This window comes from Streptomyces sp. NBC_00096, from assembly GCF_045041305.1.
Taxonomy (GTDB): domain Bacteria; phylum Actinomycetota; class Actinomycetes; order Streptomycetales; family Streptomycetaceae; genus Streptomyces.
On sequence record NZ_CP108221.1, the window covers coordinates 2,326,516 to 2,353,130 of the forward strand.

Here is a 26,615-nt window from a genome sequence, read left to right on the forward strand (position 1 = left end):
CTAACTGCTCATCAGCAACGGCCAATTGCGGATAACGGACATCTATGGATCTTCCGGAGTGACCCCCGGCGAACAATCCCCTCCGGCGACGAAACGAATTGCCCACACAATTCCCACCACCCACCCATGCAGGTAATGTGCGGGCAAATGGCGGCGATTCCCCCCTAGAGACGGCGGTCCGCCCCCTCGATGGGGATGTCGTTGATGCTGGCCTCGCGGCGGCGCATGAGGCCGTCGGCGTCGAACTCCCACTGCTCGTTGCCATGGCTGCGCCACCACTGGCCGCCCGCGTCGTGCCACTCGTACTCGAAGCGCACCGAGATGCGGTTGCCGGTGTACGCCCACAGTTCCTTGCGCAGCCGGTACTCCAGCTCGCGCTCCCACTTGTCGGCGAGGAAGGCGCGGATCTCCGCGCGGCCGTTCAGGAAGCGGTCGCGATTGCGCCAGGCGGAGTCCTCGGTGTAGGCGAGGGCGACGCGTTCGGGGTCGCGGCTGTTCCAGGCGTCCTCGGCGGCCTGGACCTTGGCGCGGGCGGACTCCTCGGTGAAGGGCGGCAGGGGCGGTCGCACGGAACCGGTGGCGGTCATGACGGGACACCTCTCGACTGGACGGCGGAAGCGGGAAAGCACAAGGGGGTGGCGGGTGAGAACGATCGTTCTCGACTTCCCCAAGCCTAGAGAACGAGCGTTCTCACCGCAAGCGATTCTGGTCTACGCTGCCCTCATGTCCGCTGCCCCCATGAACGACGAAGAGGCCCGCACGCGCCTGCTGGACGCCGCGGAGGCGCTCTTCTACGCCGACGGCATCCAGGCCGTCGGCATGGACCGCATCCGCTCCAGGTCGGGCGTCCCGCTCAAGCGGCTCTACCGCCTCTACCCGGCCAAGGAATCCCTGGTCACCGCCTACCTGGAGCGGCGCGACCAGCGCTGGATGACCAGCCTGCGGAGCGCGGTCGCGGGGAGCGCGGCCACGGGGACCACCGCCACGGGGAGCGCCGACCAGGTCGGGGCCGTCTTCGACTGGCTCGCGCGGTGGTTCTCGGAGCCGGACTTCCGCGGCTGCGCCTTCCTGAACGCGTACGGGGAGCTGGGCGCGGGTCCCGCCGGAGTGCTGGACGTCGTACGCCGCCACAAGGCGGAGCTGCGGGCACTGCTGGCCGGGATCGCCGGGCCGGGCCGGGAGGGCCTGGCGGAGCAGTTGCTGCTGCTGGTCGAGGGCGCGACCGTGGTGGCGGCCCTGGAGCCGGGCCCGGGCGCGGCGGTGCGGGCGCGCGAGGCGGCGTCCGTCCTGGTCCGCGAGGCGGACACGACGAGCCGGTAAGTGATTCACGCGGCTGCCGAGTGACCCGTAACGCGTCGTACACACCCGGGTCGCATGATCAGCTTTTAACTGGTGTCGGGCCATTTGTCCACCGGTGGACCGCATTCGGCGGTCGCGTACCGGTTCCGTCGCCTTTTCCTCGCGGAGGAAACACCCTTGTCTGCTTCCCGCTGCACGTCGGCCGCCCTGGTCGTCGCGGCCGTCACCGCGACCTGCCTGCTGCCGGTCGCCCCGGCCCTCGCCGCCGACTCGCCGCACATCCGGTTCACCCAGCCGTACGTCCCCTCGATCGCCGCGGGCAAGACCGGCCGCGTGGTGATCGTGGCGGAGACCGGTGGCGATCCGGCGCTCAGCAGCAGCTTCCGGATCATCGCGCCGGAACGGACGACCTTCCCCGAGGCCCGCTTCTACTGGAACGGCGACCGCGCCGGAGCACCCTGCACCCGCTCGGGCGACGCCCGCCAGCTGACCTGCGACGCCGGGACCCGGGCGGGCTTCGCCTTCCCGGCGGAGAGCGACACCCGCCTGGGCGTACTCGTACGGGTGGACGAGGACGCCCCCGAAGGCACGACGCTCGACGGCGGCGAGTGGGCGGCGGGGAACGACGACTCGCCCGGCCTCTACGCGGTGTCCACCCCGGTGACGGGACCCAAGGGCGACGACGGCCACGACGGGCACGACGGAGAGCCGGGCCACGAAGGCAAGCCCGGCCACCACGGCAAGCCGGGCCGCCCCGGACCCAAGGGCGACAAGGGCGACCAGGGGGAACGCGGCGAGCAGGGCGAGAAGGGCGAGCAGGGGCCGCAGGGGGAGCACGGCGACCGGGGAGAGCGCGGCGAGAAGGGGGAACGCGGCGAGAAGGGCGAGCACGGGACCGAGGGTCCGCAGGGCCACCAGGGCCCGCAGGGACCGAAGGGCGACACCGGCCCGGCCGGCCCGAAGGGCGACCAGGGACCGTCCGGCGGCCCCCAGGGCCCGAAGGGCGACACCGGAGAACGCGGTCCGAAGGGCGACGCGGGCCCGGCGGGCGGCCCGAAGGGCGACACCGGGGAGCGCGGCCCGAAGGGCGACAAGGGCGACAAGGGCGACACCGGCAACACCGGACCGTCGGGAGCGACGGGATCGAGCGGACCGGCCGGCCCCCAGGGCCCGCAGGGCGACCGCGGCCCGGCCGGCGGACCCAAGGGCGACAAGGGTGACAAGGGCGACCGGGGCAACACCGGCCCGGCCGGCCCGCAGGGCGACCACGGGCCCAAGGGCGACAGCGGACCGAAGGGCGACAAGGGCCCCCAGGGCGAGCAGGGCAAGCAGGGCGAGCGCGGACCGGTCGGACCGGCCGGCCCGAAGGGCGACCAGGGCCCCAAGGGTGAGAAGGGCGAGCAGGGCAAGCCCGGCAAGTGCAAGTGCGGGCAGGAGCACGGCAAGGACCACGACAAGGACCATGGCAAGGACCATGGCAAGGACCACGGCAAGGACCACGGCAAGGACCAGAAGCCGGCCGCCCGCGTGGTCAGCGACAAGCTGTCCGTCCGCACCGGCCCCGGCACCCAGTACGGCAAGACCGCCACGATCAAGCACGGCACCGAGGTCCAGGTGATGTGCAAGACCAACGGCACGGAGATCGAGGGCAACTCCCTCTGGTACAAGCTCGCCGACGGCCGCGGCTGGATCGCCGCCCGCTACGCCGAGAACCTGAACCGCATCCCCACCTGCTGACGCAGCTCCTTCTGCTGACGCAGCGCCACCCCTGACCTTCGGTGCGCGTCGAGGCCCCCGAGCCCCGGCGCGCACCGAAGCCGTTTGCGCGCCCGGCCCGGCCGCCGGATCGGGTCCGGCTTGCAGGTGACGTAGCGGAATGCGCTGATATGTACCTCATGGACGCGAAGAGGTTCCGCAACAGCCCCCTGTCGATCGGCGAGGTCTCCGAGCTGACCTCCCTCACACCCCGGACCATCCGCCACTACCACCAGATCGGTCTGGTGCCCGAGCCCGGCAGGGACGGCGCGGGCAACCGGGCCTACCGCCTGGAAGAGATCACCCGGCTGCTGTGGGTCCGGCGGATGGCCGCGGCCGGGCTGAGCCTGGAGGCCGTACGCGAGGCCTCGGAGGCCGCGGAGGCCAGTGACGACCGGCGGATCCAGACCCTCCTGGCGGAGCTGGACCGCATCCTGGCCGCCAAGGAGGAGCAGCTGCGCGGGCAGCGGGAGGCGGTGGCCCGGCTGCGCGAGTTCGGCAGCGCCACGGGGCTGTTCGCCCCCGAGGTGGCCGCCGCCCACAAGGCGGCCGGGCTGGACGCCCCCAGCAGGGAGGAGCAGGGGTTCATGCTCCTGCTGGAGGCGACCCACGGCCACGGAATCCTGCTCGACAGCGTGCGGGCCGACGCCTTCCTGGACGGCCGGCCGGACCTCAAGGCGGAGGCCCTGCGGCTGAGCGCGCGGTACGAAGAGCTGACCGGTGCGGCCGTCGGTGACCCCCGCGTCGAGCAGTGGGCCCGGGAGATGGCGGCGCACTGCGCGGCGGTGGAGGCCGCGGAGGAAGCGGCCGGAGTGCGGCCGTCGGAGCCGGACGTCAGCGAGGCCGACGAGCGGGGGCTCATGCTCGCCGCGCAGGCCATGGGCGCCACGACCGTCCAGCCGTCCCCGGCCCAGACCCGGGCCAGACCCGGGCCATGGAACGCTACCTGGACCTCACGATGGCCGACTACTTCGAGGCGAACGGCCGTCCGGGCGCGGAGTAGGGCGCGACCCGGCTCCTTCAGGCGCGGCTCCCCCAGGCCCGGCTCCCTCAGGCCCGGCCCTCCGCCTCCTGCCGTCTCCGGCCGAGGGCGTCCGCCGTGACGATCGCGTCGGCCACCATCCCGGCGTCGACGGCGAACGGCTCGTTGTGGATGGTTTCGCCCTCTGCCGTGGCGCGTACCGCGATCTGCTCGACGGCGGCGCGCCCGGCGTCGGCGAGGCCCAGTCCGGCGAGGGTGACCGGCAGGCCCACCGCGGTGCAGAAGCCGAGCACCTCGGAGATCTCCCCGCTCGGCGCGCCCTCCAGGACGAGTTGGGTGAGCACCCCGAAGGCCACCTTCTCGCCGTGCAGGTACGGGTACGTCTGCGGGGCGGCGGTGAGTCCGTTGTGGACGGCGTGGGCGGCGGCCAGGCCGGAGGATTCGAAGCCGAGGCCGGACAGCAGGGTGTTCGCCTCGATGAGGCGTTCCACGGCGGGGGTCACCGTGTGCTGCCGGACCGCCTCCAGGGCGTCCGGGCCGTCCGCGAGGAGCGTGCGGTGGCAGAGTTCCGCGAGCGCCGCGGCCGCGATGGTCGACGCGCCGCCGCGCATGTTGCGGACCCGGCCGGCCGTACAGGTGCGGGCCTCGAACCAGGTCGCGAGAGCGTCGCCCATGCCCGCGGAGAAGAGGCGCGCCGGGGCCTGGACGACGACGCTGCTGTCCACCAGGACCAGCGCCGGGTTCCGCCGCACCAGCTGGTAGGCCTCGAACCCGCCCCCTTCCGCGTAGAGGACCGAGAGGGCGCTGCACGGAGCGTCGTTCGAGGCCGCGGTCGGGCAGCTGACCATCGGCAGACCCAGGTCGTCCGCGGCCGCCCGCGCGGCGTCGAGGGCCTTGCCGCCGCCCGCACCGACGATGACGGCGCTGCCGCGGGCCGTGGCCGCCCCGGCGATCCGGGCTATCTCGGCCCGGCTGCACTCTCCGCCGAACGGGTGGACCGCGTACTCGGTCCCGGAGGCCTCGAAGGTCTCCTTCCAGGTATCGCGGAGCAGGCGTTCCGCGCTCGGGGAGGCGACGATCAGCACCGGCGGGGCGAGGCCCAGCCGGGCCATCTCCGACCCCAGGGAGGCGGTGGCGTTGCGGCCCTGGACGTACTGTCCGGGGGACGAGAAGACGCTGAGCATGAGACCCCTCCGCTATCGGGTGGTTGCGTCCGGCAGTCTCGCGCACACGCCTTCCGGGCACTCTCCAACACCGCTGGAATCAGCCGCCGTCGGCCTCGCCCCCGGGCCGGGTCAGGCGGCGAGGTACCCGGCGGCCCCCGCCACCGGCAGGCTCGCCCAGGTCCGTGTCCCGCCGCCCGGTTCGCGCGACTCCCCGAAGCCCCAGGCCCCGCCGCACTCCCGCACCACGGCGGCCATCACCCGCAGCGCGGCCCGGCGGCGGGCCTCGCAGTGGGCGGCCAGGCCGGGGTGGGAGTGGAAGGCGTGCCCGTCGTAGACGGTGAGGCGCAGCGAGGCCTCGCGGTGGCGGAGGGAGAGGTACAGGCTGCGCCCCGGGTCCAAGTACCAGGCGGTGGCGATGAGTTCCCCGGCGACCTGCACGGCGGCGGGTGCGACGGGGTCGAGCCGGTGGGCGTGCAGGACGGACCGTACGGTGCTGCGCGCGATCTGGGCGCTGTACGGCTCCCCCGGCACGGTCAGGCTGCACGCCAGCCCGTCGGGGGACGGGGTCTCACCGGCGTCGGGCGAGTCCGGCGAGGGCGGACAGCCTTCGAAGCGGCCGGGGGCGGGCGGCGTGAAGGGGTTGGGCATGGCGGACTCCCTGGCGTGACGCGGACGATGACGTGACTTCGGCTTAGTTCGACGCGCACGGGGGGCTCACGCGCGGCGGGGGCAGTGGCTCGTCGCCGAGGCCCGAGGCATGCTGCGGCGATGCACTTCCAACTCCCTTGCGTGAGCGGTGCATTACCGAATGTAGCGGACCTCGGGCACAATTGCGCCCCCACCCAGAGGAATTGCCCCGCCACCGTCAACGGTCCTCGCGAACCGGCAGACTGCAGGCATGACAGCCAGGACCTCCCCAACGGAGCGCCAGCGGCGCGTGGGCGCGGAGTTGCGCAGGATGCGCGTCGCGGCAGATGTCACCGCCCCGTCGGCCGCCAACGTGCTGAACGTCAGCCGCTCCCAACTGTCCGCGATCGAGCAGGGACTTCGGGCGGTCAGCGAGGATCGCCTGCGCACGCTTGCGGCGCACTGCGGCATGACCGACGGGAGGTACGTCGACAAGCTGGCCGCGCTGGCCCAGCCGCGGGAGCGCGGCTGGTGGGAGGCGTACCGCGGTGCGATCCCGCCCGGACTGCTCGACATCTCCGAACTGGAGTGGCACGCGACCCGCCTCTGCTCCGTGCAGACCGTCCACCTGCCGGGGCTGCTCCATCAGAGCGCCTACGCCCGGGCCGTGTTCGGTTCGGTGCTCCCCGCGCTGCCCGCGTCCGAGGTCGAGCTGCGCGTGGCGCACCGCCTGAACCGGCAGCAGGTGCTGGAGGGCGCCGACGCCCGCCCGTACCGGGCGTACGTGCACGAAGCCGCGCTGCGGATGCAGTTCGGCGGACGCCGGGCCACGCGGGAGCAGCTGGAGCACCTCTGCGCGGTCTCGGAGCGGGACAACCTCACGCTGCGCGTGCTGACCGTCGAGAAGGGGGCGTTTCCGGGGGCCGGCCACGCGATGCTCTACGCCGAGGGGGTCGTGAGCCAGCTCGACACCGTACAGCTCGACTCGGCGCACGGGCCGGAGTTCACGCACACCGGGCCACAGCTCGCGAAGTACCGGTCCCACATCCAGTGGATGGACGAACACGCACTGTCCGCCGACGCGTCCCGCGATTTCATCCACGCGGTCGCCCGCCAACTCTGAGGAGCCATCGATGGCCGACATCAGCTGGGAAGACGCCTTCTGCGGCGAGGGGAACAACTGCTACCGGATCGGGGTGGACGGGTACGGCAACAGCTACATCGCCCGCTCCGGCCAGGAGGACGCGTACCTCACGGACACCCGCGAGGCCCTGCGGCAACTGATCCGGGACATCAAGGCGGGCAAGGCCGACCACCTGCTGGACGGCTGACCGAACCGGGACTTGCGTACCGGTAGGGGCCGTCACATCATCAACTTCATGGGGGAGTTGATGTTCGTACCCGGCGATTTCCTGGCCGGAGGGCTGTTCCGTGTCGACGGGCTGCTCGGCAGTGGCGGAATGGCGCAGGTCCTGAAGGGCTGGGACACCCAGCTGCAACGGGAGGTCGCCATCAAGACCTTGCTGCCGGGACCCGGCTCGGACGGCGCGACCGTCGAGCGGTTCCGGCGCGAGGCGACGGCCATGGCGGGTTTCACTCATCCGCACGTCGTCACCGTCCATCACTCGGGCCTGGAACCCCGGCCGGACGGACCTCCCGTGCCGTACATCGTGATGGAACTCGTCAACGGCCAGTCGCTCGACCAGCGGATCCGCAGCCGCCGCACCCTGCCGGTCGCGGAGGCGGTGCGCATCGCGGACCAGGTACTGGACGCGCTGACGGCCAGCCACGAGCGCGGCGTGGTGCACCGGGACATCAAACCGGCCAACATCCTGCTGACCGCCAACGGCACGGCGAAGGTCGCCGACTTCGGGATCGCCCGGTCCTTGGCCTCGGAGGGCACGGCCCTGACCGGGACCGGATTCACCATCGGTACGCCCGAGTACATGTCTCCGGAACAGGTCGCTGGACGGCCCGACATCGACGGCCGGTCCGACCTCTACGCCGTGGGGCTCCTGCTGTTCGAAATGCTGACCGGCCGCCGGCCCTTCGCCGCGGCGAATCGGCTGGTCGTCGGCCACCACCACCTGCACGAACGCCCGCCGACCCTCGCCGAGGCGGGTCTGCCCGGCCTGCCCGGGCTGGAGGCCGTGCTCGACCGGGCACTGGCCAAACCGCGTGCGGACCGGTACCAGAACGCGCGGGAGATGCGCGTCGCGCTCCGTCCCGCGGACGGCTGGAAGGGAAGGTCCGGCTCCACGAAGCTGCTCCGGTCGCAGCCGGACACGCGCTCACCGTGGCGGCGTCTCCCGCCCTACCGGAAGAGCGCCGCCGCCGCGCTGGCCTCCGTGTCCCGGGCCGGGTCCCGCGTCAGGGCACGCGCGGTGTCCCTCCCGGCCCGGCGTACGGCACCGGCGCCCCGCATGGCGCGGTGGCGGCGGGCACGGAGCCTGCGGATCGGGGTCGTGTTCGCAACACCGGTCCTGGCCTGGTACGTGTCCATGTTCCTGGCCCTCGACTCGGATCCGTGGCCGATCGTCTGGGTCGCCGGTTGGTCCCTGGCCTCCGTCGCCCTGTCCCTACCCGTCCACCGGCTGTGGAACGTACGGCTCCCGCTGAACAAGGGCCTCGTCTGGGCGGCGCTGCTGCTCAACGTGGCGGGCCTGCTCAACACCCTCCAGACCGCGGGCGAGGCCTACGCCGACACCTGCGAGTCCGAGCACAGCAGCATCTGCCTCTGGGCCCAGCGCTCCGACCTGCTCCGCTGAACCGGCCGGATGGACCCCGGCCGCGGCGGTCGCCCGCCAGGGCCGGGGCCGTCGATCCCGCTACTGGCCCGCGCCGCGCGGGAAGGTGATCTCGACGCGGCGGTTCTTCTTGCGGCCCTCTTCGGTGCCGTTGTCGGCGATCGGGTAGTCCTCGCTGTAGCCGCGGACGTCGAAGACGACACTGGGGTTGGTCACGGTCTTCGCCAGCTCCGCCTGCACGGCATCGGCGCGCTTCTTGGAGAGCTCCTTGCCGTGCTCGTAGCTGCCCTGGTCGTCGGTGAACCCGAAGACGCGTACGTGGGTGGCCTTCTGGGTGTTGATCTCCTGCCCGATGGCTTGTATCCGGGCGGCGGCCTGCGCGTTGAAGACGGCACTGTCCTCGGGGAACATCACCTCGGACTGCAGCGCCATCATGACGGTCTGGTTCGTCTCCTGACGTCGCTGCTCACCCCCGATGTCCTCGACCACCTCGACCATGTCCAGGACCTTGGGCGGTGCGAGCGTGCCACCCTGGGGGAGCTTCAGCCCCGGGGAGCCGTCCTTGACGGGCATGGGCGCCGAGGCGGAGGGTTCCGTCCCGGGGGGCACGGACGGCGTGACGTCGTCCGCGTGGGCGCTGGTCGCGCCGATGAAGTGGGCGCCGGCGATGACGAGACCGGCGACGGCCGTGGCAGCGGTGGTGCGATGGCGTTTGGTCATGGGGTCACCCGGAGATTTTGATGGTGGCCGCGGTGAAGGTCGGCAGACCAAACACGACCTCGGTCGTGGTGGCAGGTGGGGCCGGGAACTGCGCGAAGAAGGGCACAGTCTCCCCAGCCTTGATGATGATGATTCCGGTCGAGCATGCGCACCGACCTTCGGTGTCCCGCAGCACGTAGTAGCGCTTCTTGCCTGCGTTGTCGACGAGGGTGGCTCCCGCGACCGACGCGGGGCTGGCAGTCTTCTCGTCACCGCGCCAGGGAGCGGTCTGCCCGAAGGCCGTGGAACCGGTGTTCTTTATCTGGCCGCTGACAGTGACGTACCCGTCCTGGTCACGCGCAGCCGAGTTGATCTCCAGCACGATGCCTGCCGGGCCTTGTGTCTTGGCGATCACCTCGCTCTTGGCCTCGGAGGGTGCGGGATTCTGGGGAGCACTCCCCGGCGCCTTGGGCGTGGTCGCGGCCGGCTGCTGCGGTTCCTTCGCCTTCTTCTCGCCTCCGCCGCACCCGGTCAGTACAAGGGCCAAGACCGCCGCAACCGCAACGGCCGCTCCCCCGCGGACCTTCACCTTCTGCCGAATGCTCATGTACGCCGCTTCCTTGTCTCTCGTTCGTTGTCAGTCGGTCAGTCGCACGCTGAAGAGTTTCCTCGCCAGCTGGGACAACGAGCCCGGGTTCGACGGATCCACCGTGACCACCGTGCCACCCTTGCACTCGATACCGACAGGCTCCGGCACCGTGCCGCCGCCGGGTTCAGGGGCGGGCACGGGCTTCAGGAAGCAGCGCGGTTCGATCAAAGCGGTCGCCGTGGCATGACCACGCATCGACTCGGTCCCCGGGATGACCGACTCCCCGACCGTGCGGTCGGTTGTCACGGTGACGGTGAACTCCGGGATGTCGAAGTCACATGTCGCGGTGGCCTCGTTCGACAGGGCGAACCCCCTCGCCTCTGCGCATGCCCCCTTGGCATCGAAGCGATCGCCCCTGAGGATCTCTTCCCAAAGGTCCGGTGTGAGGGTCAGGAAGTCCATGTCCACGAACACGTTGTCCCTGACCTCCCGGGCGGCCGCGAGCGCCGCCGCATCGGCGGCACCCTGCGCATCGCTGCGCGTGGCCCCCGCCATCCCGACGGTGACGAAGGCCAACGCGGCGAAGAGCAGGCAGGCCACCATCGCGATGTAGAAGGGGAAGACCTGCCCCCTATCGCGCGATCCCGCCACGCGCATCAGTTGGTGATGTTCGCCAACTGCTGTGTGATCGCGCCCGCGATGGCAGCCGCGAGCCCGGACCCGATGATCGCCGCAATGATCAGCGCGATGATCACGATGATCCCCAGATATTCGAAGACCGTCTGCCCCTCGTCCGCACCCCGCCGCATCCGGTTCTTCCGTTCGACGATCGCCTTGAGCAGCTTGAGGTTCTGCATGGGAGTCCTCTCCAGACCTGGCGCCGATGTCGATTCGCGGACGGTACGGCCAGACACCAGCAGTTGCAAAGGGTCCCGGGACCCATTTACGGACCCACTGCGCACTCTGTCTACCCATGGCCAGCCACCCCCGGACGGGCGGTTCCCAGCCAACGCGCTATCGCCTCGCTACGCGTAGCGATCTGAAGCTTCGCGAAGATCCGGTTGATGTGGTTCTTGACCGTCTTTTCACTGATGAAGCAAGTGGCTGCGATCTGCTGGTTGTTCATGCCGGAAGCGATGAGATCCATGATCTCCTCCTCACGTGAACTCAGCCCGAACGCAGCGTGGTTGGGCGGACGCTCCGAAGACTGTCCCACAGTTCGTTGCGGATGCGAAGAGGCCCGGAGTTCCGCGAGTACCGCGCTCGCCGCCGTCGGGCTGAGATGCGCCCGGCCGGCGCGCACGTCACGGACGGCCGCCACGAGGTGATCCGGCGTGAATTCGCCGTGCACCAGGTAGCCACCGGCGCCCAGCAGCAGTGCCTCCCGAACGACCTCCGACTCCTGGCTGTACGTCAGCATCAGCACCGGTGCGAGCCGTACGAGGTGGGGCAGGGCGGAGATGCCGTCCACGCCCGGCATCCGGACGTCCAGCAGGATCACGTCGGGGGCGTGCAGCCGCGTGAGGTGGAGCGCCTCCCGGCCGTCCGCCGCCTCCGCGGTCACCTCGATGTCCCCGGCCGTGGCCAGGAGGGCCGACAGGCCGGCCCGTACGACCGGGTTGTCGTCGGCGATCAGGACGCGCAGCGGGGTCGTCACACGCCCCTCCCCGCGGTGAGGGCCGCCAGGGGAAGGGCCAGCCGGACCTGGGTGCCCGGCTTCCCGCCGGGGCGGGCTCCGATGTGGATGCGGGCGCCGATCGCGGCCGCGCGTTCCGTCATGCCGACCAGGCCGAAGCGGCCCGCGCCGTGCAGGGTCGCGAGGTCGGCGCCCTCCGGGAGGCCCCGGCCGTCGTCCTCGACCAGGAGCACCAGATCGGCGGTGTCCACGGCCGCCTCCACCGTGATCCGGGCCGCGCCGGCGTGGCGGCGGGCGTTCTCCACCGCCTCGGCCGCCACCGCCAGGAGGTGGCGGGCCACCGGGGAGGGCACCACGGGGAGGGCGCCGGTCACGTGGAGTTCGGCGGCAGCGGGGGCGATCCGGGTGCGGAGTTCGCAGGCCAGGGAGACGCCCGGCGCGTCCAGGTCCCGGCGCAGGTCCGCCAGTACCTCCCGGGACTCCGCCACCGCGCGGCGGGCCGCCCCGGCCACCAGGTCGGCCTGGCGGCGGAGGGCGGCCGGGTCGTTGGTGCGGGTCAGGGAGTCGGCTGCGAGGGCCAGGCCGTGCAGGGTCTTCGAGACGGAGTCGTGCATCTCGCGGGCCAGGTGTTCCCGTTCGGCTCGGACCGCCTCGGCCACCGCCAGCCTGGCCCGGGTCTCCAGCAGGGCCTGGCCGGCCGTCCCGAAGCGGAACAGCAGGTCGCGCAGGCAGGCCCCCGCCGCCCCCGCCAGGACGCAGAGCAGCGACAGCATCAGCCCCTCGGCCACCAGGGCCACGACCGACGCCTGTACGCCCGCGTAGACCGCCGAGCCGCGCCAGCCGTAGACCAGCCCGGCCAGCAACGGGGTGCACACCGTGGCGAGGAGGAGCGGGGATCCGGGGGTGGCGGTGACCAGCAGCAGCCCGCTCAGGGCCCAGTCCACCGCCAGGAGCCAGCGGTGGCGCAGCAGCAGCGGGCCGAAGCGCTCCCAGTCGCGGAACAGGGCGTACGACAGCATGAAGGTGAGCAGGATCGCGCCGCCCGCCAGGTACGTCGGCCCCCCGGGCGGTGTCCGGCTCAGCACCACCGGCGTCCCCAGGGCGATCGTGACGAGGCGGAACGCGAAGACCTGGCGGCACAGCGCCTGCAGGGCGTTGACCTGGAGGGCGAGCGGCGGAGGCGCGGCGGAGCGCGCGGACGGCCGGTCCCGCGCGGCGGCGAACGCCGTGACGTCCAGCGAGGCGGTCATGGCTCACCTGCCCCCGAACAGCGCGCCGAAGTCGACGTTCGCGCCGTACACGAAGCCGCCGATCAGCAGGATCATCGTGCCGGGCAGCATGAACATCGTGACGGCGAAGGTCGCTTTGGGGACGGCTTTGGCGGCCCGGCGGCGGGCGTTCTGGGCGTCCGTGCGCCGCATGTCCTCGGCGATGGCGATCAGCGTGTCCACGATCGGGGAGCCCAGCTCCTCGCCCTGCTGCAGGGCGGTGACGAACTGCGCCACCTGTTCGGAATCGTTGCGCCTGCGCAGCTCGTCGAAGGCCTGGCGGCGGCTGACGCCCATGGTCATCTGCTGCAGGGTGATCCGGATCTCGTCGGACCACGGGCCCTCGTACTTGTCCGCCACCCGCTCCAGGGCCGGCCGGAAGCCGAGCCCGGCGCTCACCACCACCGCGAGCACGTCCAGGAAGTCCGGCAGGGTCCGCTCGATGTGGTCGCGGCGGATCCGGATGGCCGACCAGAGGCCCACCTCGATCCAGAACAGGCCGAAGGCGACCATGACCAGCGAGAGGATCAGCTGGCCGTTGAGCAGCATCGCGAAGGCGCCCAGGCCGCCGAGGAAGGCGTAGACCGCGCGGCGCGCGGCGTAGCGGTCGATGGTCAGGCCGGAGGGGTTGCCGGCCGTGTCGATCTGGCGGCGTTTGCGCGCCACCCGGTCCGGGCCCATCAGGCGCAGTATCAGCGGCGCGTAGCGGATTCCGGCGCGGTCGATGAGCGAGCCGACGGCCGTGGTGCGGGTGGCACCGACTTCCAGGGCCAGGACCAGGTCGGTCGGGAGTTTGGCGTCGGCGCGGTAGAGGCGGATGCCGTGGAACGCGCCGAAGACCGACAGGGCCCCGGCCAGGGCCAGGAGCAGGGCGATCATGCCGGCCTCCTCATACGTCGATCTTGGACAGGCGGCGGATGAAGAGGAAGCCGAGCGCGAAGAGCCCCAGCGCGACCAGGACGGCCGTCTGCCCGATGACGGATCCCGTCATGCGGTCCAGCGCGCCCGGCATCATGGCGTCCACCAGGAGCAGCGAGCCGATCCCCAGCACTGGCACCAGGTAGGCCGTCGCCGTCACCTGGGACAGCTGGGTGCGGATCTCCCGGCGGGTCTCCTTGCGCTGCTCCAGCGTCACCGTCAGGTTGCGCAGGCTGCCCACGATCGCGCCGCCCGCGCGGGCGGACAGGACGAGGGTGGAGACCAGGACGACCAGTTCCCGGGAGGGCAGGCGTTCCGCGATCTCCCCCAGGGCCTCCTCGATGGAGTGCCCCACGGCGAGCCGGTCGGCCACCCGCGCCAGCTCCTCGCCCGCGGGTGCCTCCAGCTCCTCGGCCGCCATGCCGATGGCCGTGCGCAGGGCCAGGCCGGCCTGGGTGGCGTTGGCGAGGATCCGGGCCAGGTCCGGGAGCTGGTTGATGAACCGTTCGGTGCGGCGCGCCCGCTGCCAGTTGAGGAAGGCGTTGGCCGCCCACAGGCCGATCAGGCCGGCCACCGGGCCGAAGAACGGGGCCAGGAAGGAGGCCGAGACCAGCCAGATCCCGGCGACCGCGGCCACCATGTAGACGAAGAACTCCCCGGCGGTCAGGTCCAGGCCGGTCACCGCGAGCTTGCGCTCGATGCCGCGGCCCAGCCTGGTCCGGCGCAGGCGCCGGTCCACGCCCCGGAAGCGGCGCCTGCGGCCCAGGGGTTCCGGGAGGCCGGTGGCCGAGAGGCGTTCGATGAGCGCGGCACGCTGGGCGCGGCCCGCGGCGTAGGCGTGGATGCCCAGGATCACGAGCACGCAGGCCAGCAGCGTGGCGCCGAGGGTGAGGAGGATCAGTGGGTTCACAGGGCGGTCCGGGTGATGCGGGCGGTCAGGGGATCGTCCACCGGCGCGACTCCGAAGGCCTGCGGGATCGGCTGGTTGTTCATGTAGAGGCGGTCCGCGATCCAGCGCGGCAGCGGGTAGTACTCGAAGCGGCCGTGGACGCGGCCGTCCGGTCCCATCGGCTGGGCCGCGAAGCGGCAGACCGTGGTGATCCGGAAGGGCTCGCGGCCGTGCGAGTCGAGGATGGAGATCTCGGTGATGCGGCGCGAGCCGTCGCCGAAGCGGGTGAGCTGGACGACGATGTTGACGGCGCTGTTGATCTGGTCCTGGAGGGCCTCGAAGGGGACCTCCACCTCGGACATCGAGGCGAGCGTCTGCAGGCGCATCAGGGCGTCGGCGGAGCTGTTGGCGTGGACGGTGGCGAGGGAGCCGTCGTGACCCGTGGACATCGCCTGGAGCATGTCGAGCGTCTCGCCGCCGCGGACCTCGCCGACGATGATGCGGTCGGGGCGCATGCGCAGGGAGTTGCGGACCAGGTCGCGGATGGTGATCTGGCCCTTGCCCTCCACGTTGGCCGGGCGGGATTCGAGGCGGATGACGTGCGCCTGCTGGAGCTGGAGTTCGGCGGAGTCCTCGATGGTGATGATCCGCTCGCCCTCGGGGATCAGGCCGGAGAGGGCGTTGAGGAGGGTGGTCTTGCCGGTGCCGGTGGCGCCGGACACGATCACGTTCATCTTGGCCGCCACCAGTCCGGACAGCAGGAGGAGCATCTGCTCGTCCAGGGAGCCCAGGCCGATCATCTCGTGCAGGGTGAAGGCCCGCGGGAAGCGGCGGATCGTGAGGGTGGCGCCGGTCAGGGACAGCGGCGGGATGATGACGTTGACGCGCTCGCCGCTGGGCAGCCGGGCGTCGACCATCGGATTGGCCTCGTCCACCCGGCGGTTGACGGTGGAGACGATGCGCTCGATGGTCTGCATGAGCTGGTCGTGGGAGGCGAAGCGGAGCGGGAGCTGCTCCACGCGGCCGGAGCGTTCCACGAAGATCTGGTCGGGCCCGTTGACCATGATCTCGGAGATGGTGGGGTCTTCGAGGAGCGGTTCGAGCACGCCGAGGCCGAGCGCCTCGTCGACGACGCGGCGGATCAGCTGGGAGCGCTCGGCGGTGGAGAGGACCGGGCCCTCGCGGCTGATGATGTGGCCGAGCACCCGCTCCAGGCGCGCCCGGCGCTCGGCGGGCGCCAGCGCGGACATCTCCGCGAGGTCGATCTCCTCGAGCAGCTTGGCGCGGTACGAGGAGACCAGCCGGCCGTCCTCGCGCGGGTTGTGGCGGTCGTCGGGGGTGTTGACCCGGGAACGCAGGCTCATGGTCAGGGTCCCTTCGGGTCGTCGTTGGGCATGACGGCGGTCCGCCTGACCGTGTGGGGGGCGACTCCGGGAACGATCGAGTTGATCGGGAGGGTCACCGTCACCACGACCGTGTCGGGCGACGGGTCGACGTCGATGACCGCACGTGCGGCAAGGTTCGACCGGATCGACTGCCGGCCGGCCGCCACCCCCGCTCCGGGCTCGCGCGCCTCCGCGCGCGCGGCCGTACGGGCGGCGGTCTCGGCCTGCTGCACCACGTACGCGGACCAGCCCAGCTGGATGCCGCACAGCGCGATCAGCAGCAGGACCGGCAGGAACCCGATGTACTCCAGGGCCACCTGGCCCCGGTCGGAGCGCCACTTCCGGTCGCGAAGTCGGGTCATGTCACTCCTTCTCCTTCGCCGCGCCGCCATCGCCCGCGATGCGGAGGTTGGTGTTGAGCCCGGGGACGAGCACGGGAACCGTCAGCCGGACCTTGGCCTTGTAGACGTTGCCGGACAGCCCGCAGGACACGTCCATGCCCCACGCGGCCCCGATGTGGTCACCGGCCGCCGCCGCGCAGGCCCCGTCGCCGTGCACCGCCCCGGCCCGGGCCGCCTCGTCCGCCGCGTTCCCGGCCAGGGAGAAGGCGTAGCCGATCAGCACGCACTCCCACACCGCCGCCACGATCAGCAGGATGAACGGCAGCATGCCGACGAACTCGATGGCCACCTGGCCCCGGTCCCGGCCCGCACCCCGTACGGATCTCCGCCCCGGCACCGCTCAGCCCTCCCGGCCGCGGCGCAGCCACGGGCCGAGGGCGCCGCGGTCGCCGCCGCGCAGCCGGGCCACCGGGCCGGAGCCCCGTACGGCCAGGGCGGCGCCCGCTTGCCCGTCAGCGGGTGCGGGCTCCGCGTCGAGGGGCGTCAGCAGGCCGAGTTCCCCCGCCACCGCCCACAGCGCCTGTTTCACCGTCGAGCGGTTGTCCAGGTCCTGGACCCGGCCCGCGTCCACGACCGCCTGGAGTTCCTTGAAGGCGGCCGGCACGGGGGTCCGTACCGCCCGGGTCTTCGTGATCTTCTCGATCAGCGAGGGCTGGATCTCGGTGTGCTTGGTCCAGCGGTTGACGACCATCGCCGTGTCCTCCGCCTTCCTGACCTGGAGCCGTTCCCACATCCGGACCATCCGCTTGGCCGCCCGGACCGCGACCACGTCCGGGGTGGTGACCAGGACCGCCACGTCCGCCGTTTCCACCGCCGCCGCGTTGGCGCCGGTCATCTGGGTGCCGCAGTCGATGACGACGAGTTCGTAGCGGGCGCGCAGGGCGGCGATCACGTGCCGGGCGGCGCGGTCGTCGACCTCCTCGCCCCGTTCGCCGTCGGCCGGGGCGAGGAGCAGGGCCAGGCCCGTGCGGTCGTCGTAGACCGCGTCCTGCAGGACGCGCGGCGAGATGTCCTGGATGCCGGCGAGGTCGGCGATGGAGCGGCGGAACTGCACGTCGAGGTAGGAGCCGACGTCGCCCGCCTGGAGGTCCATGTCGACCAGGGCGGTACGCCGGCCCGCGGCGGCGGCGGCCAGGGCGAACTGCACGGCCGTGAAGGTGGCGCCGACCCCGCCCTTGGCCCCGGTGACCGTGACCACCCGGCCGCCCGGGCCGCTCGGCAGGTCCGGGCTCCGGCCCAGGTGGCGGCGTACGCCCACGGACCACTGGGCGGCGGCCTGGACGCGTGCGGCGAGTTCCTCGTAGGCGAGGGGGAGGCCGATCAGGCCGCGCGCACCGGAGTCCATGGCGGCGGAGAAGAGCGCGGGGCTCGCGTCGGAGGTGACGAGGACGACGCCGACCGCGGGGAAGCGCAGGGCGACCTCGCGGATGAGTTCCAGGGCGGGGAGCGGACCGATCCGCTCGTGTACGAGGACCACTTCGGGCAGTTCGTCGATCGACTCGGTGGCGAGCCGGCCCAGCATGTCGAGGAGGAACGTGGAGTCGGGGACCGGCGCGGCCGGCTCGGCGCCCGGGAGCTGGCTGAGGAGGGTGGCGATGACGCGGGCGGCTTCCGGGTCGCCGACCGCGGGGAGGATTCGGGTGGTCATCCGCACCTCACCTGTCCCCTTCGAGGGTGTAGAAGTGGTCGTTCGGGTTGGGCGTCGATTCGGTGCCGGGGGCCACCAGTGCCAGGCGCACGTGGACCGCGAAGGACTCGGCGTAGGCGACGCGCTGGGTGTCCTTGGTGGTCAGGGCGAAGGTGATCGGGACGGCCTCGGTGGCGTTCTTCTTGTCGCTGTCCTTCTCGAGGGGGGTGAGCTTGCCGACGTTGATGACGCGGGCGTTGGCCACCATGACCACGGACAGGTCGGGGTCGGTCTGCTTCTTGCCCTTGTAGGTGCCGATGATGTTGACCTTGGCGCCGGGGGTGATCTTGCCCGCCACGCCCGTCGAGGCGTCGATCATGATGGCGATCTCCTGCTCGCCGGCCTGCAGCTTCGGCTTGTCGACGAACATGTCGCTCTGGAGCAGCGAGCCCTTCTTCAGGGCGGTGAGCGCCATCTTGTCCCGGAGCGCGCCGAGGTCGGTGACGGCACTGTCCGACAGCCATCGCTTGGGGACCGTGACCTGCTCGAACTGGCCCGCCGTCAGCGTGCTGTACGGGGCTATGTCGCTCTTCACCCGGTAGGCGACGACCTCGGCCCCGACCTTGGAGTTCACGTCGCCGATCACCACGAGGACTCCGCCGAAGGCGGCGAGTGCGCACAGGACCGACAGGACCAGCAGGATGACGCCGCGACGCTGGCGTGAGTTCATGGCCGTCTTACCTCGCCGTTCTTCAATCGTTCGGGGCGGTCAGAGTCTGGATCTGGATCTGGGGCGGAGCTGTGCGGCGGGAGCCGCCGGCGGGGGCGGTGCGATGAGCGGCGCCGCGCAGAAGCCGCAGCGGTCGCCGATGAGTTCGAAGCCGCACCAGCGGCACTCCTCGCGGCGGACCGAGGCGACCAGCTGGTAGAGGACCGACAGGTCCGGGATGGCGGCGGCGAACTCGACCAGCTTCGGCGTGGCCCACCAGGCGGCCGAGTCGGCCGGGAGCGGGTTCTCCATGACCCCCTGGACCTTCCAGGCGGGGGCCAGTTCGGAGACCACCCAGTCGGTGGTGAGCTGGCCGCGGGCGAAGGTGAGGTGGGTGGCGAACTCCGGCCCCGCGGGGAGCGTCGCACCGCCGCCGTGGGTGCCGCCCGAGCCCGAGCCGAGTCTGCACAGGTACGGAGCCGGGTTCGCCAGGACGGCGAACTGCGCGTTCGGCGCCCAGGACCTGGCGTGTGCCTTGAGGCCGACCGGGACCCGGTCCAGCTTGGCGACCGAGCCGAGCAGCGCGCCCGCGTAGATGTAGTGGGCGAGGAGGCGGGCGGCGGAGGCGAGGACACCGGGGCTGAAGTCGCAGACGCTGAGCTGGCGCAGCTGACGCACCAGCAGGGCGGCGCCCAGCGGCGGGAGATCCACGTCGACCAGCGCGATCCGGTCGGTTTCCAGGATGGCCCGAACGGTGTGCAGGCGCCGGACCTCGGAGGCCGGCAGCCAGGCCGGTACGAGGACCACGAGGTGGCCGTGGGCTTCCAGCAGGGCGGCCGTGCGGGCAAGTGCGCCCTCGAGGTCGAGCTGGTGCGGCGGCGGCAGTACGGCGGCGGCCGGGGTGTGCCGGTCCGGGGCCGGCAGCACCAGATCGGCGCTGGTGACAGCAATGGCGATCGGCACGCGCATCCCCCCGTTCACCCGGTAATCCGCGGGCGTTCCCCTGACCGGTGTGCGTGCGCGCATGCTGCGCGACCGCAAACGATCAACACCCTTCCCCCTTGCCCCAGCACCATATCCGCGTCCTTCCTGACAGGGCAGGGCCTTGCGGATTCCCGTGCCGCCAACACGTGTCACAGGTGGCGGGAAATACGGACAACAGGGAACGCGAGTCGACCGGCAGGCCGATCGGTTCAAGCCATATTGCAAACACTCTTGACATGAAGATTGGACTAGACCAACTTGGCTGCGAGGCACCCCACTCGCCTCCGATCGGCTTCGGATCCCCCCGATCGGCTCCACGACGCGTCCCTCACATCCCCACTCCCCCCACCGGAGCCCACGTGAACCGCATACGCTCCCTCGCCGTCCCGCTCGCCGTCACCCTCGCCGCCGGTGGCCTCACCGCCCTCGCGGCGGGCACCGCCCAGGCCGCCGACGTCAACGTGATCCGCAACGGCGGCTTCGAGTCCGGCCTCGCCGACTGGACGTGCACCTCCGGCAGCGGCGCCGTCGTCTCCTCCCCCGTCTTCGCGGGGGCGGCCGCCCTCAGGGCCACCCCGGCGGGCCAGGACAACGCCCAGTGCAGCCAGAGCGTCAAGGTCAAGCCGAATTCGACGTACACGCTGAGCGAGCAGGTCAACGGCTCGTACGTGTACCTCGGCGCGACCGGGACCGGCACCCAGGACGTGTCCACCTGGACCCCGGGCACCGGCGGCGGCTTCCAGAAGCTGTCCACCACCTTCACCACCGGCGCGAACACCACCCAGGTCACCGTCTGGACGCACGGCTGGTACGGCCAGCCGGGCTACGTCGTCGACGAGTTCAGCGTCTTCGGCCCCGACGGGGGCGGCGGCACGGACCCCGCGCCGACCGTTCCCGGCGCCCCGGCCGGCACCGCCGTTTCCGGCCAGAGCTCCGGCGGGCTCACCCTTTCGTGGAACGCGGTCAGCGGGGCAACCGGCTATTACGTGTATCAGGACGGCGTCCGCGTCCAGACCGTGACGGGCGCCTCCGCCCAGATCACCGGGCTCGCCGCGTCGACCTCGTACTCCTTCCAGGTGAGCGCGTACAACGCGGCCGGCGAGGGCGCGAAGTCCGCGGCCGTCACCGGCACCACCACCGGCGGCGGGGGCGGCAATCCGAACCCCTCGGTGCCCAAGCACGCGCTGACCGGCTACTGGCAGAACTTCAACAACGGCGCGACCGTCCAGAAGATCTCCGACGTCTCCGCGCAGTACGACATCATCGCCGTCTCCTTCGCCGACGCCACGAGCACGCCCGGCGCCATCGCCTTCAACCTCGACTCGGCCGGCCTCGGCGGGTACACGGTCGCCCAGTTCAAGGCCGACATCGCCGCGAAGAAGGCGGCCGGCAAGTCCGTCATCCTCTCCATCGGCGGCGAGAAGGGCACCATCTCGGTGGCCGACCCGGCGTCCGCGAACAACCTCGCGAACTCCGCGTACGCGCTGATGCGGGAGTACGGCTTCAGCGGCATCGACATCGACCTGGAGAACGGCCTGAACCCCACCTACATGACCCAGGCGCTGCGCTCCCTGGCGACGAAGGCCGGCTCCTCCTTCGTCCTCACCATGGCCCCGCAGACCATCGACATGCAGTCCGCGCAGGGCGGCTACTTCAAGACGGCGCTCGCGGTGAAGGACATCCTGACCGTGGTCAACATGCAGTACTACAACAGCGGCGCGATGCTCGGCTGCGACGGCAAGGTCTACTCGCAGGGCTCGGTGGACTTCCTCACCGCGCTGGCCTGCATCCAGCTGGAGGGCGGCCTCGACCCCTCGCAGGTGGGCATCGGCGTCCCGGCCTCCCCGAGCGGCGCGGGCAGCGGCTACGTCGCCCCGACCGTCGTGAACAACGCCCTGGACTGCCTGGCCAGGGGCACCGGCTGCGGCAGCTTCAAGCCGTCGAAGACCTACCCCGGGCTGCGCGGCGCGATGACCTGGTCGACCAACTGGGACGCCAAGGCGGGTAGTGCTTGGTCCAACGCGGTGGGTCCGAAGGTCCACGGGCTGCCGTAACAGGTAGGTGTGTGGGGGTGGCTGCCCGGAATCCTTTGGCCGGTTTCGGATTCTTGACCCGGACATGCCATGAGAGCACGCTGTGCGCGTCCGCACGGCTACCCCACACTCCCACCCAGGAGAACGCATGCGGCTCCACCACCGCCGGAGGGCTGCCGTCACGGCGGCCCTTCTCGCACTCGCGCTCGGCGCACCCGCTTACGGCCTGAGCGCATCGGCAACCCCGCCGCCCGTCCCGTCGACCGCCACCCAGGACGAGGCGATCGTCCAGTACGAGATCCAGGGCCCGGCCTCCGCGGCCGAACGCACCGCCCTGCTCCGTACCGGCGCCTCGATCGACGAGGTGGACGCGCGCTCGGTCGTCGTCAGCGCCGACACCATGCAGGCCAGGAGCCTGCGCGCGCTCGGCTACGAGCTCACCCCCCTGCCCGGCCCGCCGGACCGGTCCGACGGACGCGGCATCGCCACCGGAGTCAACGACTTCCCGTCGAAGGACGCGCTCTACCACAACTACGCCGAGGCGAGCGCGGAGATCGACCAGCGCATCGCCCAGTACCCCTCGATCATGAGCAAGCAGGTCATCGGGAAGTCGTACCAGGGCCGGGACCTCGTCGCCATCAAGATCAGCGACAATGTCGCGACCGACGAGGCCGAGCCCGAGGTCCTCTTCACGGCCCACCAGCACGCCCGTGAGCACCTCACGGTGGAGATGGCCCTCTACCTGCTCAAGGAGTTCGGCTCGAAGTACGGGACCGACTCCCGCATCACCAACATGGTCAACGGGCGCGAGATCTGGATCATCCCGGACCTGAACCCCGACGGCGGCGAGTACGACATCGCCTCCGGCTCCTACCGGTCCTGGCGCAAGAACCGGCAGCCCAACAGCGGCTCCTCGTACGTGGGCACCGACCTGAACCGCAACTGGGACTACAAGTGGGGCTGCTGCGGCGGTTCCAGCTCCAGCAAGAGCTCCGAGACCTACCGCGGCCCGGCCGCGGCCTCCGCGCCCGAGGTCAAGGTGGTCTCGGACTTCGTGCGCAGCCGCGTGGTCGGCGGCAAGCAGCAGATCAAGGCCGCCATCGACTTCCACACGTACAGCGAGCTCGTGCTGTGGCCGTTCGGATGGACGTACAACGACACGGCGCCCGGGCTGAGCGCCGACGACCTGGCCGTGTACAAGAAGATCGGCACCAGCATGGCGGCCAGCAACGGCTACACGCCGGAGCAGTCGAGCGACCTGTACATCACCGACGGCACGATCGACGACTGGCTGTGGGGCAACCAGAAGGTCTTCGCCTACACCTTCGAGATGTACCCGACCGACTCCGGGAGCAGCGGCTTCTACCCGCCCGACGAGGTCATCGACCGCGAGACGGCGCGCAACAAGGACGCGGTGCTCCAGCTGCTGGAGAACGCGGACTGCATGTACCGCTCGATCGGCAAGGAAGCGCAGTACTGCACGTGACGGCCCGCAGGTGAGCCGGGGGCGCCCCACCGCCAGGGGGGCGCCCCCTTCGCCGTCCGGCCCCGGCTAGCCCTTCTTCGCCTGGTCGGCGTTGCGCCAGACCGTGATGTCGACCGTGATGTACCGGGTCTCCTCCTTGCCGCCCTTCCTGCCGTGGAAGGTCGCCACCGCGATGTGCCCGGCCTTGCTCAGCACGCATACCTGCGAGCCGTCCGTGAGCTCGTCGAGGCCGATCTTCTCGGTGAAGCGGGTGACGGTGCGGCAGGTCTCCAGCGAGCCCTTCTCCGAGTTGTTCAGCAGGACCAGCTTCCCGTTGTCGCTGCCGAACTTCTCGTCGCCGAACAGGGTGTCCCGGAAGTAGTAGAGGTCCGCGTGTCCGTACAGGACGCCCGCGCCGCTCGGGTCCTCGGCGGGGCGCGGCGGGTTGTCGGCGAGCATCAGCTGGTAGTTCTGGGGCACCTCGATGCCCTGGTACGAGGCCGGCTGCGGGTCGGCCGGCTTCTTGGCCCCGCCCGCGGGCGCGCTCCCGCCCGACCCGCCGCCGGACTTCCCGGCCGCATCGTCCTTGCCGGAGTCCGGCAGCAGGGATCCGATGACCGCGAGCCCGATGACCGCCGCCACGATCACCCCGGCGACGATGAGCCCCGTCCGCTTCTTGGGGCGGGGCTGCCCGGGCTGCGCGAAACCCGTTCCCGGGGCGTGGAAGGGCTGCGGCGCGGCGTGGCCCGGCGCATACGTGGGCTGCGCGTACGCGGGCTGGGCGTACGTGGGCTGCGCGTAGGCGGGCTGGGCGTACGGCGGCGGGGTGTGCGGAGGCGGGGTCCCGTAGCCGGGCGGCACCGTACCCGGCGCGGGCTGCGCCGGAGCGGCGTGCGTGGGCGCGGCCTGCGGGGGTGCCGCCGACAGGGCGGTCGGCGTGTACGGCTGCTGCTGCGGCTGCGGTTGCTGCTGCGGCGGCGGCGGCGGAGTGGGGGCCGGCGCGGGCAGCTGCTGCTGCCGCTCGGTGAGGGAACCGGCGACCGCCCGCGGCAGCCAGTCCTCCCCCTGGCGCAGCGGTGTGGCGGAGGCCGCGTTGCACAGCTCGATGATCTCGGTCAGCGACGGGCGGTCGGCCGGGTCCCGGCTGAGGCAGCGGGTCACCACGGGCCGCAACTCCTCGGGCAGGGCGCCGAGGTCGGGAGCCTCGTGCACGATCCGGTAGAGCACCGCGTGCGAGGGCCCGTCGCCGTAGACGGACGACCCGGTGCCCGCGAAGGCGGCGATCTGCCCGAGGGCGAAGACGTCGGTGGCCGGGGTGACCGTACCCGCCGAAGCCTGTTCGGGCGCCATGAACGCCGGAGTGCCGATGCTGACGCCGGTGCTGGTCAGGGCGGTGCTGTCGGCGGCGCGGGCGATGCCGAAGTCGATGACGCGCGGGCCGTCGGAGGCCAGCAGGACGTTGGCGGGCTTCAGGTCGCGGTGGACGATGCCCGCGCCGTGGATGACGGTCAGCGCCTCCGCGACCCCGACGATCAGCAGCAGGACGCTGCGCGGCGGCAGCGCACCGTGCTCGGCGACGGCGTGCGCGAGCGAGGGGCCGGGCACGTAGGCCGTGGCCAGCCAGGGCTGGGATCCCTGGGTGTCGGAGTCGATGACCGGCGCGGTGTAGAGGCCCTGGACCCGCTCCGCGGCCCGCACCTCCTGCTGGAAGCGCCGCCGGAACTCGGGGTCCTCGCCGAACTCGGCCCGGATCACCTTGATGGCGATGGGCCGGCCGCCCGGCGTGTAGGAGAGGTACACCTTGCCCATGCCGCCCGCCCCGAGCACCGCCGCCAGACGGTAGCCGCCCACCACGGCCGGGTCGTCCGCCTTGAGCGGTTGGAAGAAGCCGGCCGTAGGTGCGCTGCCCATGCGGAACCATCCCCTGTCAACGGCGGTCCGGCTGCTGCCGACACGCCCCGAAGTCACCCGAGAGGTTACCCAATGCCCGGGTCACCCGGCGCACCCCGATCCGGGCGCGGGGCCTGGAGCGGGCCGCGCCGGGCGCCGGACCGCCGGGGGCGGGGGCGTTGCCGGGGTCGGGGTCGGTGGCAGGGCCGGGGCTAGAGCACGGCGAGGGCGTCGATCTCGATCAGCAGGTCGCCCGGGAGGCCCACGTACACGGTGGTGCGGGCGGACGGGACCTCCTTGAGGCCCTGCTCCTCGAAGTAGGTGTTGTAGATGCCGTTCATCTCCTCGAAGTGGGAGGTGTCCGTGAGGTAGACGCGCAGCATCAGCACGTCGTCCCAGGTCGCGCCGCCCGCCTCCAGGACGGAGCGGACGTTCTCCAGCGTCTGGAGGGTCTGCTCGCGCAGGGTCGGACCGGCCGGGGTGGGCGGCTGCCCGTCCACGTGCGGGAGGAAGCCGACCTGGCCGGCGACCTGGAGGATGTTGCCCTTGCGCACGCCGTGCGAGAACTTCGCGGGCGGCGCGGTGTGGGTGTCGGGAGTGATCGCGATCTTCTCGGTCATGACCGGTTCCTGTCTTCCTGTTCGGGGTCCGAGCCTGAATACTCGCGGCCGATGGCGTCGGCGGTGCGGCGTACGAGCGGGAGCAGTTCGAGCAGTCCCCCGGCGGAGAGGACCACTCCGGGTGCGGAGACGGACATCGCGGCGACCACGCGTCCGCCGGGTCCGCGGATGGGGGCGGCCAGGCAGTTCAGCGCTTCCTCGTGCCCACCGAGGTCGGTGGCCCAACCCTGTTCGCGTACGAGCTCCAGTTCGCGCAGGTACGCGTCCGCGTCCGGGGTGGAACGGGAGGTGTAGGCGGGGTACTCGATGCGCCGCGCGAGGGCCCGGCGTTCCTCCTCCGGCAGATCGGCGATCAGCAGCTTCGCCACCGCGGCGACGGTGAGCGGGACGGGGCGGCCGATGCGCGAGTACATCCGCACCGGATAGCGGCTGTCGACCTTGTCCACGTAGACGACCTCGTCGTCCTGGTGGAGGGCGAGGTGCACGGTGTGCCCGGTCTCCCGGTTCAGCTCCAGCAGGTGCGGATGCGCGATGTCGCGCACGTCGAGGTTCTCGATGGACTCGGCGGCCAGCGCGAAGAGGGAGGCTCCGAGCCGGTAGCGCCCGTCGCCCTGCCGGTAGACGAAGCCGTGCTCGTGCAGGGTCCGCAGCAGCCGCAGCGCGGTGCTCTTGTGCACGCCGAGCACCTCGGCGACGTCACCGAGCCCGGCCGGCCCCTTGGCCAGGGCAGGCAGGATCCGGAGCGCCCGCTCCACCGACTGGCTCACTGCGCCTACCTCCGGGTGCCGTGGGCCCGTTGACCCGCCGTCACCCGGGATGTTAGACAGCATGCAGCAACACACGCAACGTCTGTTGCGGTGGACGCAACAGCAGTACCAGAGCACAACAGCACCGCAGCACCAGCGACAGCGACAGGCAGCAACGCA

At 71.6% G+C, this 26,615-nt stretch carries 28 protein-coding genes; 8 read left to right on the top strand and 20 right to left on the bottom strand.

The window, feature by feature from the left end:
- Positions 1-164: 164 nt before the first annotated feature.
- On the bottom strand, positions 165-587 hold the full coding sequence (locus OG904_RS09875) for a nuclear transport factor 2 family protein (protein ID WP_405489427.1): 423 nt from the start codon (positions 585-587) through the stop codon (positions 165-167).
- Positions 588-723: 136 nt separating this feature from the next.
- Between OG904_RS09875 and OG904_RS09880 the strand changes: the two genes are divergently transcribed.
- From OG904_RS09880 to OG904_RS09890, 3 genes are all read left to right on the top strand, one after another.
- Positions 724-1,320: a TetR/AcrR family transcriptional regulator gene (locus OG904_RS09880; protein ID WP_405489429.1), complete on the top strand. Its 597-nt coding sequence runs from the start codon at positions 724-726 to the stop codon at positions 1,318-1,320.
- 156 nt (positions 1,321-1,476) lie between these two features.
- Positions 1,477-3,036 (top strand): SH3 domain-containing protein, encoded by a 1,560-nt coding sequence (locus OG904_RS09885; RefSeq protein ID WP_405489431.1) that lies wholly within the window; start codon positions 1,477-1,479, stop codon positions 3,034-3,036.
- Between the two features lie 158 nt (positions 3,037-3,194).
- On the top strand, positions 3,195-4,157 hold the full coding sequence (locus OG904_RS09890; protein WP_405489433.1) for a MerR family transcriptional regulator: 963 nt from the start codon (positions 3,195-3,197) through the stop codon (positions 4,155-4,157).
- Here the strand turns inward: OG904_RS09890 and OG904_RS09895 are convergent.
- Positions 4,105-5,220: a glycerol dehydrogenase gene (locus tag OG904_RS09895; RefSeq protein ID WP_405489435.1), complete on the bottom strand. Its 1,116-nt coding sequence runs from the start codon at positions 5,218-5,220 to the stop codon at positions 4,105-4,107. The two genes, OG904_RS09890 and OG904_RS09895, sit on opposite strands and share 53 nt — an antisense overlap.
- Positions 5,221-5,331: 111 nt before the next feature.
- On the bottom strand, positions 5,332-5,850 hold the full coding sequence (locus OG904_RS09900; RefSeq protein ID WP_405489437.1) for an ATP-binding protein: 519 nt from the start codon (positions 5,848-5,850) through the stop codon (positions 5,332-5,334).
- A gap of 250 nt (positions 5,851-6,100) precedes the next feature.
- Between OG904_RS09900 and OG904_RS09905 the strand changes: the two genes are divergently transcribed.
- The 3 genes from OG904_RS09905 to OG904_RS09915 are packed head-to-tail and all read left to right on the top strand — an operon-like array spanning position 6,101 to position 8,597.
- Positions 6,101-6,952, top strand: coding sequence for a helix-turn-helix domain-containing protein (locus tag OG904_RS09905; RefSeq protein WP_405489439.1), 852 nt, complete (start codon positions 6,101-6,103; stop codon positions 6,950-6,952).
- A gap of 10 nt (positions 6,953-6,962) precedes the next feature.
- Entirely contained in the window at positions 6,963-7,160 is a 198-nt protein-coding gene (locus tag OG904_RS09910; RefSeq protein WP_405489441.1) for a hypothetical protein, read from the top strand.
- A gap of 48 nt (positions 7,161-7,208) precedes the next feature.
- A complete protein-coding gene (locus tag OG904_RS09915; RefSeq protein ID WP_405489443.1) occupies positions 7,209-8,597 on the top strand; it encodes a serine/threonine-protein kinase in 1,389 nt (462 codons plus the stop codon).
- A 60-nt stretch (positions 8,598-8,657) separates the two neighbouring features.
- Here the strand turns inward: OG904_RS09915 and OG904_RS09920 are convergent, their stop codons facing one another.
- The 14 genes from OG904_RS09920 to OG904_RS09985 all read right to left on the bottom strand — a co-directional run bounded on the left by OG904_RS09920 (position 8,658) and on the right by OG904_RS09985 (position 19,666).
- Positions 8,658-9,296 carry an OmpA family protein gene (locus OG904_RS09920; protein ID WP_405489445.1) on the bottom strand — a complete coding sequence of 213 codons (639 nt, stop codon included), beginning with the start codon at positions 9,294-9,296 and terminating at the stop codon, positions 8,658-8,660.
- A 4-nt stretch (positions 9,297-9,300) separates the two neighbouring features.
- Positions 9,301-9,882 carry a hypothetical protein gene (locus tag OG904_RS09925; protein ID WP_405489447.1) on the bottom strand — a complete coding sequence of 194 codons (582 nt, stop codon included), beginning with the start codon at positions 9,880-9,882 and terminating at the stop codon, positions 9,301-9,303.
- A gap of 30 nt (positions 9,883-9,912) precedes the next feature.
- Complete coding sequence (locus OG904_RS09930) at positions 9,913-10,521, bottom strand: pilus assembly protein TadG-related protein (RefSeq protein ID WP_405489449.1); 609 nt, start codon at positions 10,519-10,521, stop codon at positions 9,913-9,915.
- Positions 10,521-10,721, bottom strand: coding sequence for a hypothetical protein (locus OG904_RS09935; RefSeq protein WP_405489451.1), 201 nt, complete (start codon positions 10,719-10,721; stop codon positions 10,521-10,523). The genes OG904_RS09930 and OG904_RS09935 overlap by 1 nt, the downstream gene beginning before the upstream one ends.
- Before the next feature lie 110 nt (positions 10,722-10,831).
- Positions 10,832-11,521 (bottom strand): response regulator, encoded by a 690-nt coding sequence (locus OG904_RS09940; protein WP_405489453.1) that lies wholly within the window; start codon positions 11,519-11,521, stop codon positions 10,832-10,834.
- A complete protein-coding gene (locus tag OG904_RS09945; protein WP_405489455.1) occupies positions 11,518-12,750 on the bottom strand; it encodes a sensor histidine kinase in 1,233 nt (410 codons plus the stop codon). Before OG904_RS09945 ends, OG904_RS09940 begins: the two co-directional genes overlap by 4 nt.
- 3 nt (positions 12,751-12,753) lie before the next feature.
- Complete coding sequence (locus tag OG904_RS09950) at positions 12,754-13,644, bottom strand: DUF5936 domain-containing protein (protein ID WP_405497908.1); 891 nt, start codon at positions 13,642-13,644, stop codon at positions 12,754-12,756.
- Between the two features lie 13 nt (positions 13,645-13,657).
- Entirely contained in the window at positions 13,658-14,596 is a 939-nt protein-coding gene (locus OG904_RS09955; protein ID WP_405489457.1) for a type II secretion system F family protein, read from the bottom strand.
- Positions 14,593-15,939 (bottom strand): CpaF family protein, encoded by a 1,347-nt coding sequence (locus tag OG904_RS09960; RefSeq protein WP_405489459.1) that lies wholly within the window; start codon positions 15,937-15,939, stop codon positions 14,593-14,595. The genes OG904_RS09955 and OG904_RS09960 overlap by 4 nt, the downstream gene beginning before the upstream one ends.
- Positions 15,940-15,941: 2 nt before the next feature.
- On the bottom strand, positions 15,942-16,322 hold the full coding sequence (locus OG904_RS09965; protein WP_405489461.1) for a TadE/TadG family type IV pilus assembly protein: 381 nt from the start codon (positions 16,320-16,322) through the stop codon (positions 15,942-15,944).
- 1 nt (position 16,323) lies between these two features.
- Positions 16,324-16,698: a TadE/TadG family type IV pilus assembly protein gene (locus OG904_RS09970; protein WP_405489463.1), complete on the bottom strand. Its 375-nt coding sequence runs from the start codon at positions 16,696-16,698 to the stop codon at positions 16,324-16,326.
- 3 nt (positions 16,699-16,701) lie between these two features.
- Positions 16,702-18,009 carry a CpaE family protein gene (locus OG904_RS09975; RefSeq protein ID WP_405489465.1) on the bottom strand — a complete coding sequence of 436 codons (1,308 nt, stop codon included), beginning with the start codon at positions 18,007-18,009 and terminating at the stop codon, positions 16,702-16,704.
- Positions 18,010-18,016: 7 nt separating this feature from the next.
- Positions 18,017-18,718, bottom strand: a complete 702-nt coding sequence (gene cpaB, locus OG904_RS09980; protein WP_405489467.1) for a Flp pilus assembly protein CpaB — start codon at positions 18,716-18,718, stop codon at positions 18,017-18,019.
- Between the two features lie 39 nt (positions 18,719-18,757).
- The gene (locus OG904_RS09985) at positions 18,758-19,666 is read right to left on the bottom strand and encodes a hypothetical protein (RefSeq protein ID WP_405489469.1); all 909 of its coding nucleotides are present in this window, start codon (positions 19,664-19,666) and stop codon (positions 18,758-18,760) included.
- Between the two features lie 374 nt (positions 19,667-20,040).
- Here OG904_RS09985 and OG904_RS09990 point away from each other — a divergent pair, with 374 nt between their 5' ends.
- Positions 20,041-21,735 (top strand): chitinase, encoded by a 1,695-nt coding sequence (locus tag OG904_RS09990; protein WP_405489471.1) that lies wholly within the window; start codon positions 20,041-20,043, stop codon positions 21,733-21,735.
- A gap of 127 nt (positions 21,736-21,862) precedes the next feature.
- Positions 21,863-23,200 carry a M14 family zinc carboxypeptidase gene (locus tag OG904_RS09995; protein ID WP_405489473.1) on the top strand — a complete coding sequence of 446 codons (1,338 nt, stop codon included), beginning with the start codon at positions 21,863-21,865 and terminating at the stop codon, positions 23,198-23,200.
- A 66-nt stretch (positions 23,201-23,266) separates the two neighbouring features.
- Here the strand turns inward: OG904_RS09995 and OG904_RS10000 are convergent, their stop codons facing one another.
- From OG904_RS10000 to OG904_RS10010, 3 genes are all read right to left on the bottom strand, one after another.
- Positions 23,267-25,090 carry a serine/threonine protein kinase gene (locus OG904_RS10000; protein WP_405489475.1) on the bottom strand — a complete coding sequence of 608 codons (1,824 nt, stop codon included), beginning with the start codon at positions 25,088-25,090 and terminating at the stop codon, positions 23,267-23,269.
- A gap of 191 nt (positions 25,091-25,281) precedes the next feature.
- The gene (locus tag OG904_RS10005; RefSeq protein WP_405489477.1) at positions 25,282-25,689 is read right to left on the bottom strand and encodes a RidA family protein; all 408 of its coding nucleotides are present in this window, start codon (positions 25,687-25,689) and stop codon (positions 25,282-25,284) included.
- Positions 25,686-26,456 (bottom strand): IclR family transcriptional regulator, encoded by a 771-nt coding sequence (locus tag OG904_RS10010; RefSeq protein WP_405489479.1) that lies wholly within the window; start codon positions 26,454-26,456, stop codon positions 25,686-25,688. Before OG904_RS10010 ends, OG904_RS10005 begins: the two co-directional genes overlap by 4 nt.
- Positions 26,457-26,615 lie beyond the last annotated feature (159 nt).

Coding starts and splice junctions, on each gene's coding strand:
- OG904_RS09875 (WP_405489427.1), bottom strand. CDS start 587: ATGACCGCCACCGGTTCCGTGCGACCGCCCCTGCCGCCCTTCACCGAG.
- OG904_RS09880 (WP_405489429.1), top strand. CDS start 724: ATGTCCGCTGCCCCCATGAACGACGAAGAGGCCCGCACGCGCCTGCTG.
- OG904_RS09890 (WP_405489433.1), top strand. CDS start 3,195: ATGGACGCGAAGAGGTTCCGCAACAGCCCCCTGTCGATCGGCGAGGTC.
- OG904_RS09895 (WP_405489435.1), bottom strand. CDS start 5,220: ATGCTCAGCGTCTTCTCGTCCCCCGGACAGTACGTCCAGGGCCGCAAC.
- OG904_RS09900 (WP_405489437.1), bottom strand. CDS start 5,850: ATGCCCAACCCCTTCACGCCGCCCGCCCCCGGCCGCTTCGAAGGCTGT.
- OG904_RS09905 (WP_405489439.1), top strand. CDS start 6,101: ATGACAGCCAGGACCTCCCCAACGGAGCGCCAGCGGCGCGTGGGCGCG.
- OG904_RS09910 (WP_405489441.1), top strand. CDS start 6,963: ATGGCCGACATCAGCTGGGAAGACGCCTTCTGCGGCGAGGGGAACAAC.
- OG904_RS09915 (WP_405489443.1), top strand. CDS start 7,209: ATGGGGGAGTTGATGTTCGTACCCGGCGATTTCCTGGCCGGAGGGCTG.
- OG904_RS09920 (WP_405489445.1), bottom strand. CDS start 9,296: ATGACCAAACGCCATCGCACCACCGCTGCCACGGCCGTCGCCGGTCTC.
- OG904_RS09925 (WP_405489447.1), bottom strand. CDS start 9,882: ATGAGCATTCGGCAGAAGGTGAAGGTCCGCGGGGGAGCGGCCGTTGCG.
- OG904_RS09930 (WP_405489449.1), bottom strand. CDS start 10,521: ATGCGCGTGGCGGGATCGCGCGATAGGGGGCAGGTCTTCCCCTTCTAC.
- OG904_RS09935 (WP_405489451.1), bottom strand. CDS start 10,721: ATGCAGAACCTCAAGCTGCTCAAGGCGATCGTCGAACGGAAGAACCGG.
- OG904_RS09945 (WP_405489455.1), bottom strand. CDS start 12,750: ATGACCGCCTCGCTGGACGTCACGGCGTTCGCCGCCGCGCGGGACCGG.
- OG904_RS09960 (WP_405489459.1), bottom strand. CDS start 15,939: ATGAGCCTGCGTTCCCGGGTCAACACCCCCGACGACCGCCACAACCCG.
- OG904_RS09965 (WP_405489461.1), bottom strand. CDS start 16,322: ATGACCCGACTTCGCGACCGGAAGTGGCGCTCCGACCGGGGCCAGGTG.
- OG904_RS09975 (WP_405489465.1), bottom strand. CDS start 18,009: ATGACCACCCGAATCCTCCCCGCGGTCGGCGACCCGGAAGCCGCCCGC.
- cpaB (WP_405489467.1), bottom strand. CDS start 18,718: ATGAACTCACGCCAGCGTCGCGGCGTCATCCTGCTGGTCCTGTCGGTC.
- OG904_RS09985 (WP_405489469.1), bottom strand. CDS start 19,666: ATGCGCGTGCCGATCGCCATTGCTGTCACCAGCGCCGATCTGGTGCTG.
- OG904_RS09995 (WP_405489473.1), top strand. CDS start 21,863: ATGCGGCTCCACCACCGCCGGAGGGCTGCCGTCACGGCGGCCCTTCTC.
- OG904_RS10000 (WP_405489475.1), bottom strand. CDS start 25,090: ATGGGCAGCGCACCTACGGCCGGCTTCTTCCAACCGCTCAAGGCGGAC.
- OG904_RS10005 (WP_405489477.1), bottom strand. CDS start 25,689: ATGACCGAGAAGATCGCGATCACTCCCGACACCCACACCGCGCCGCCC.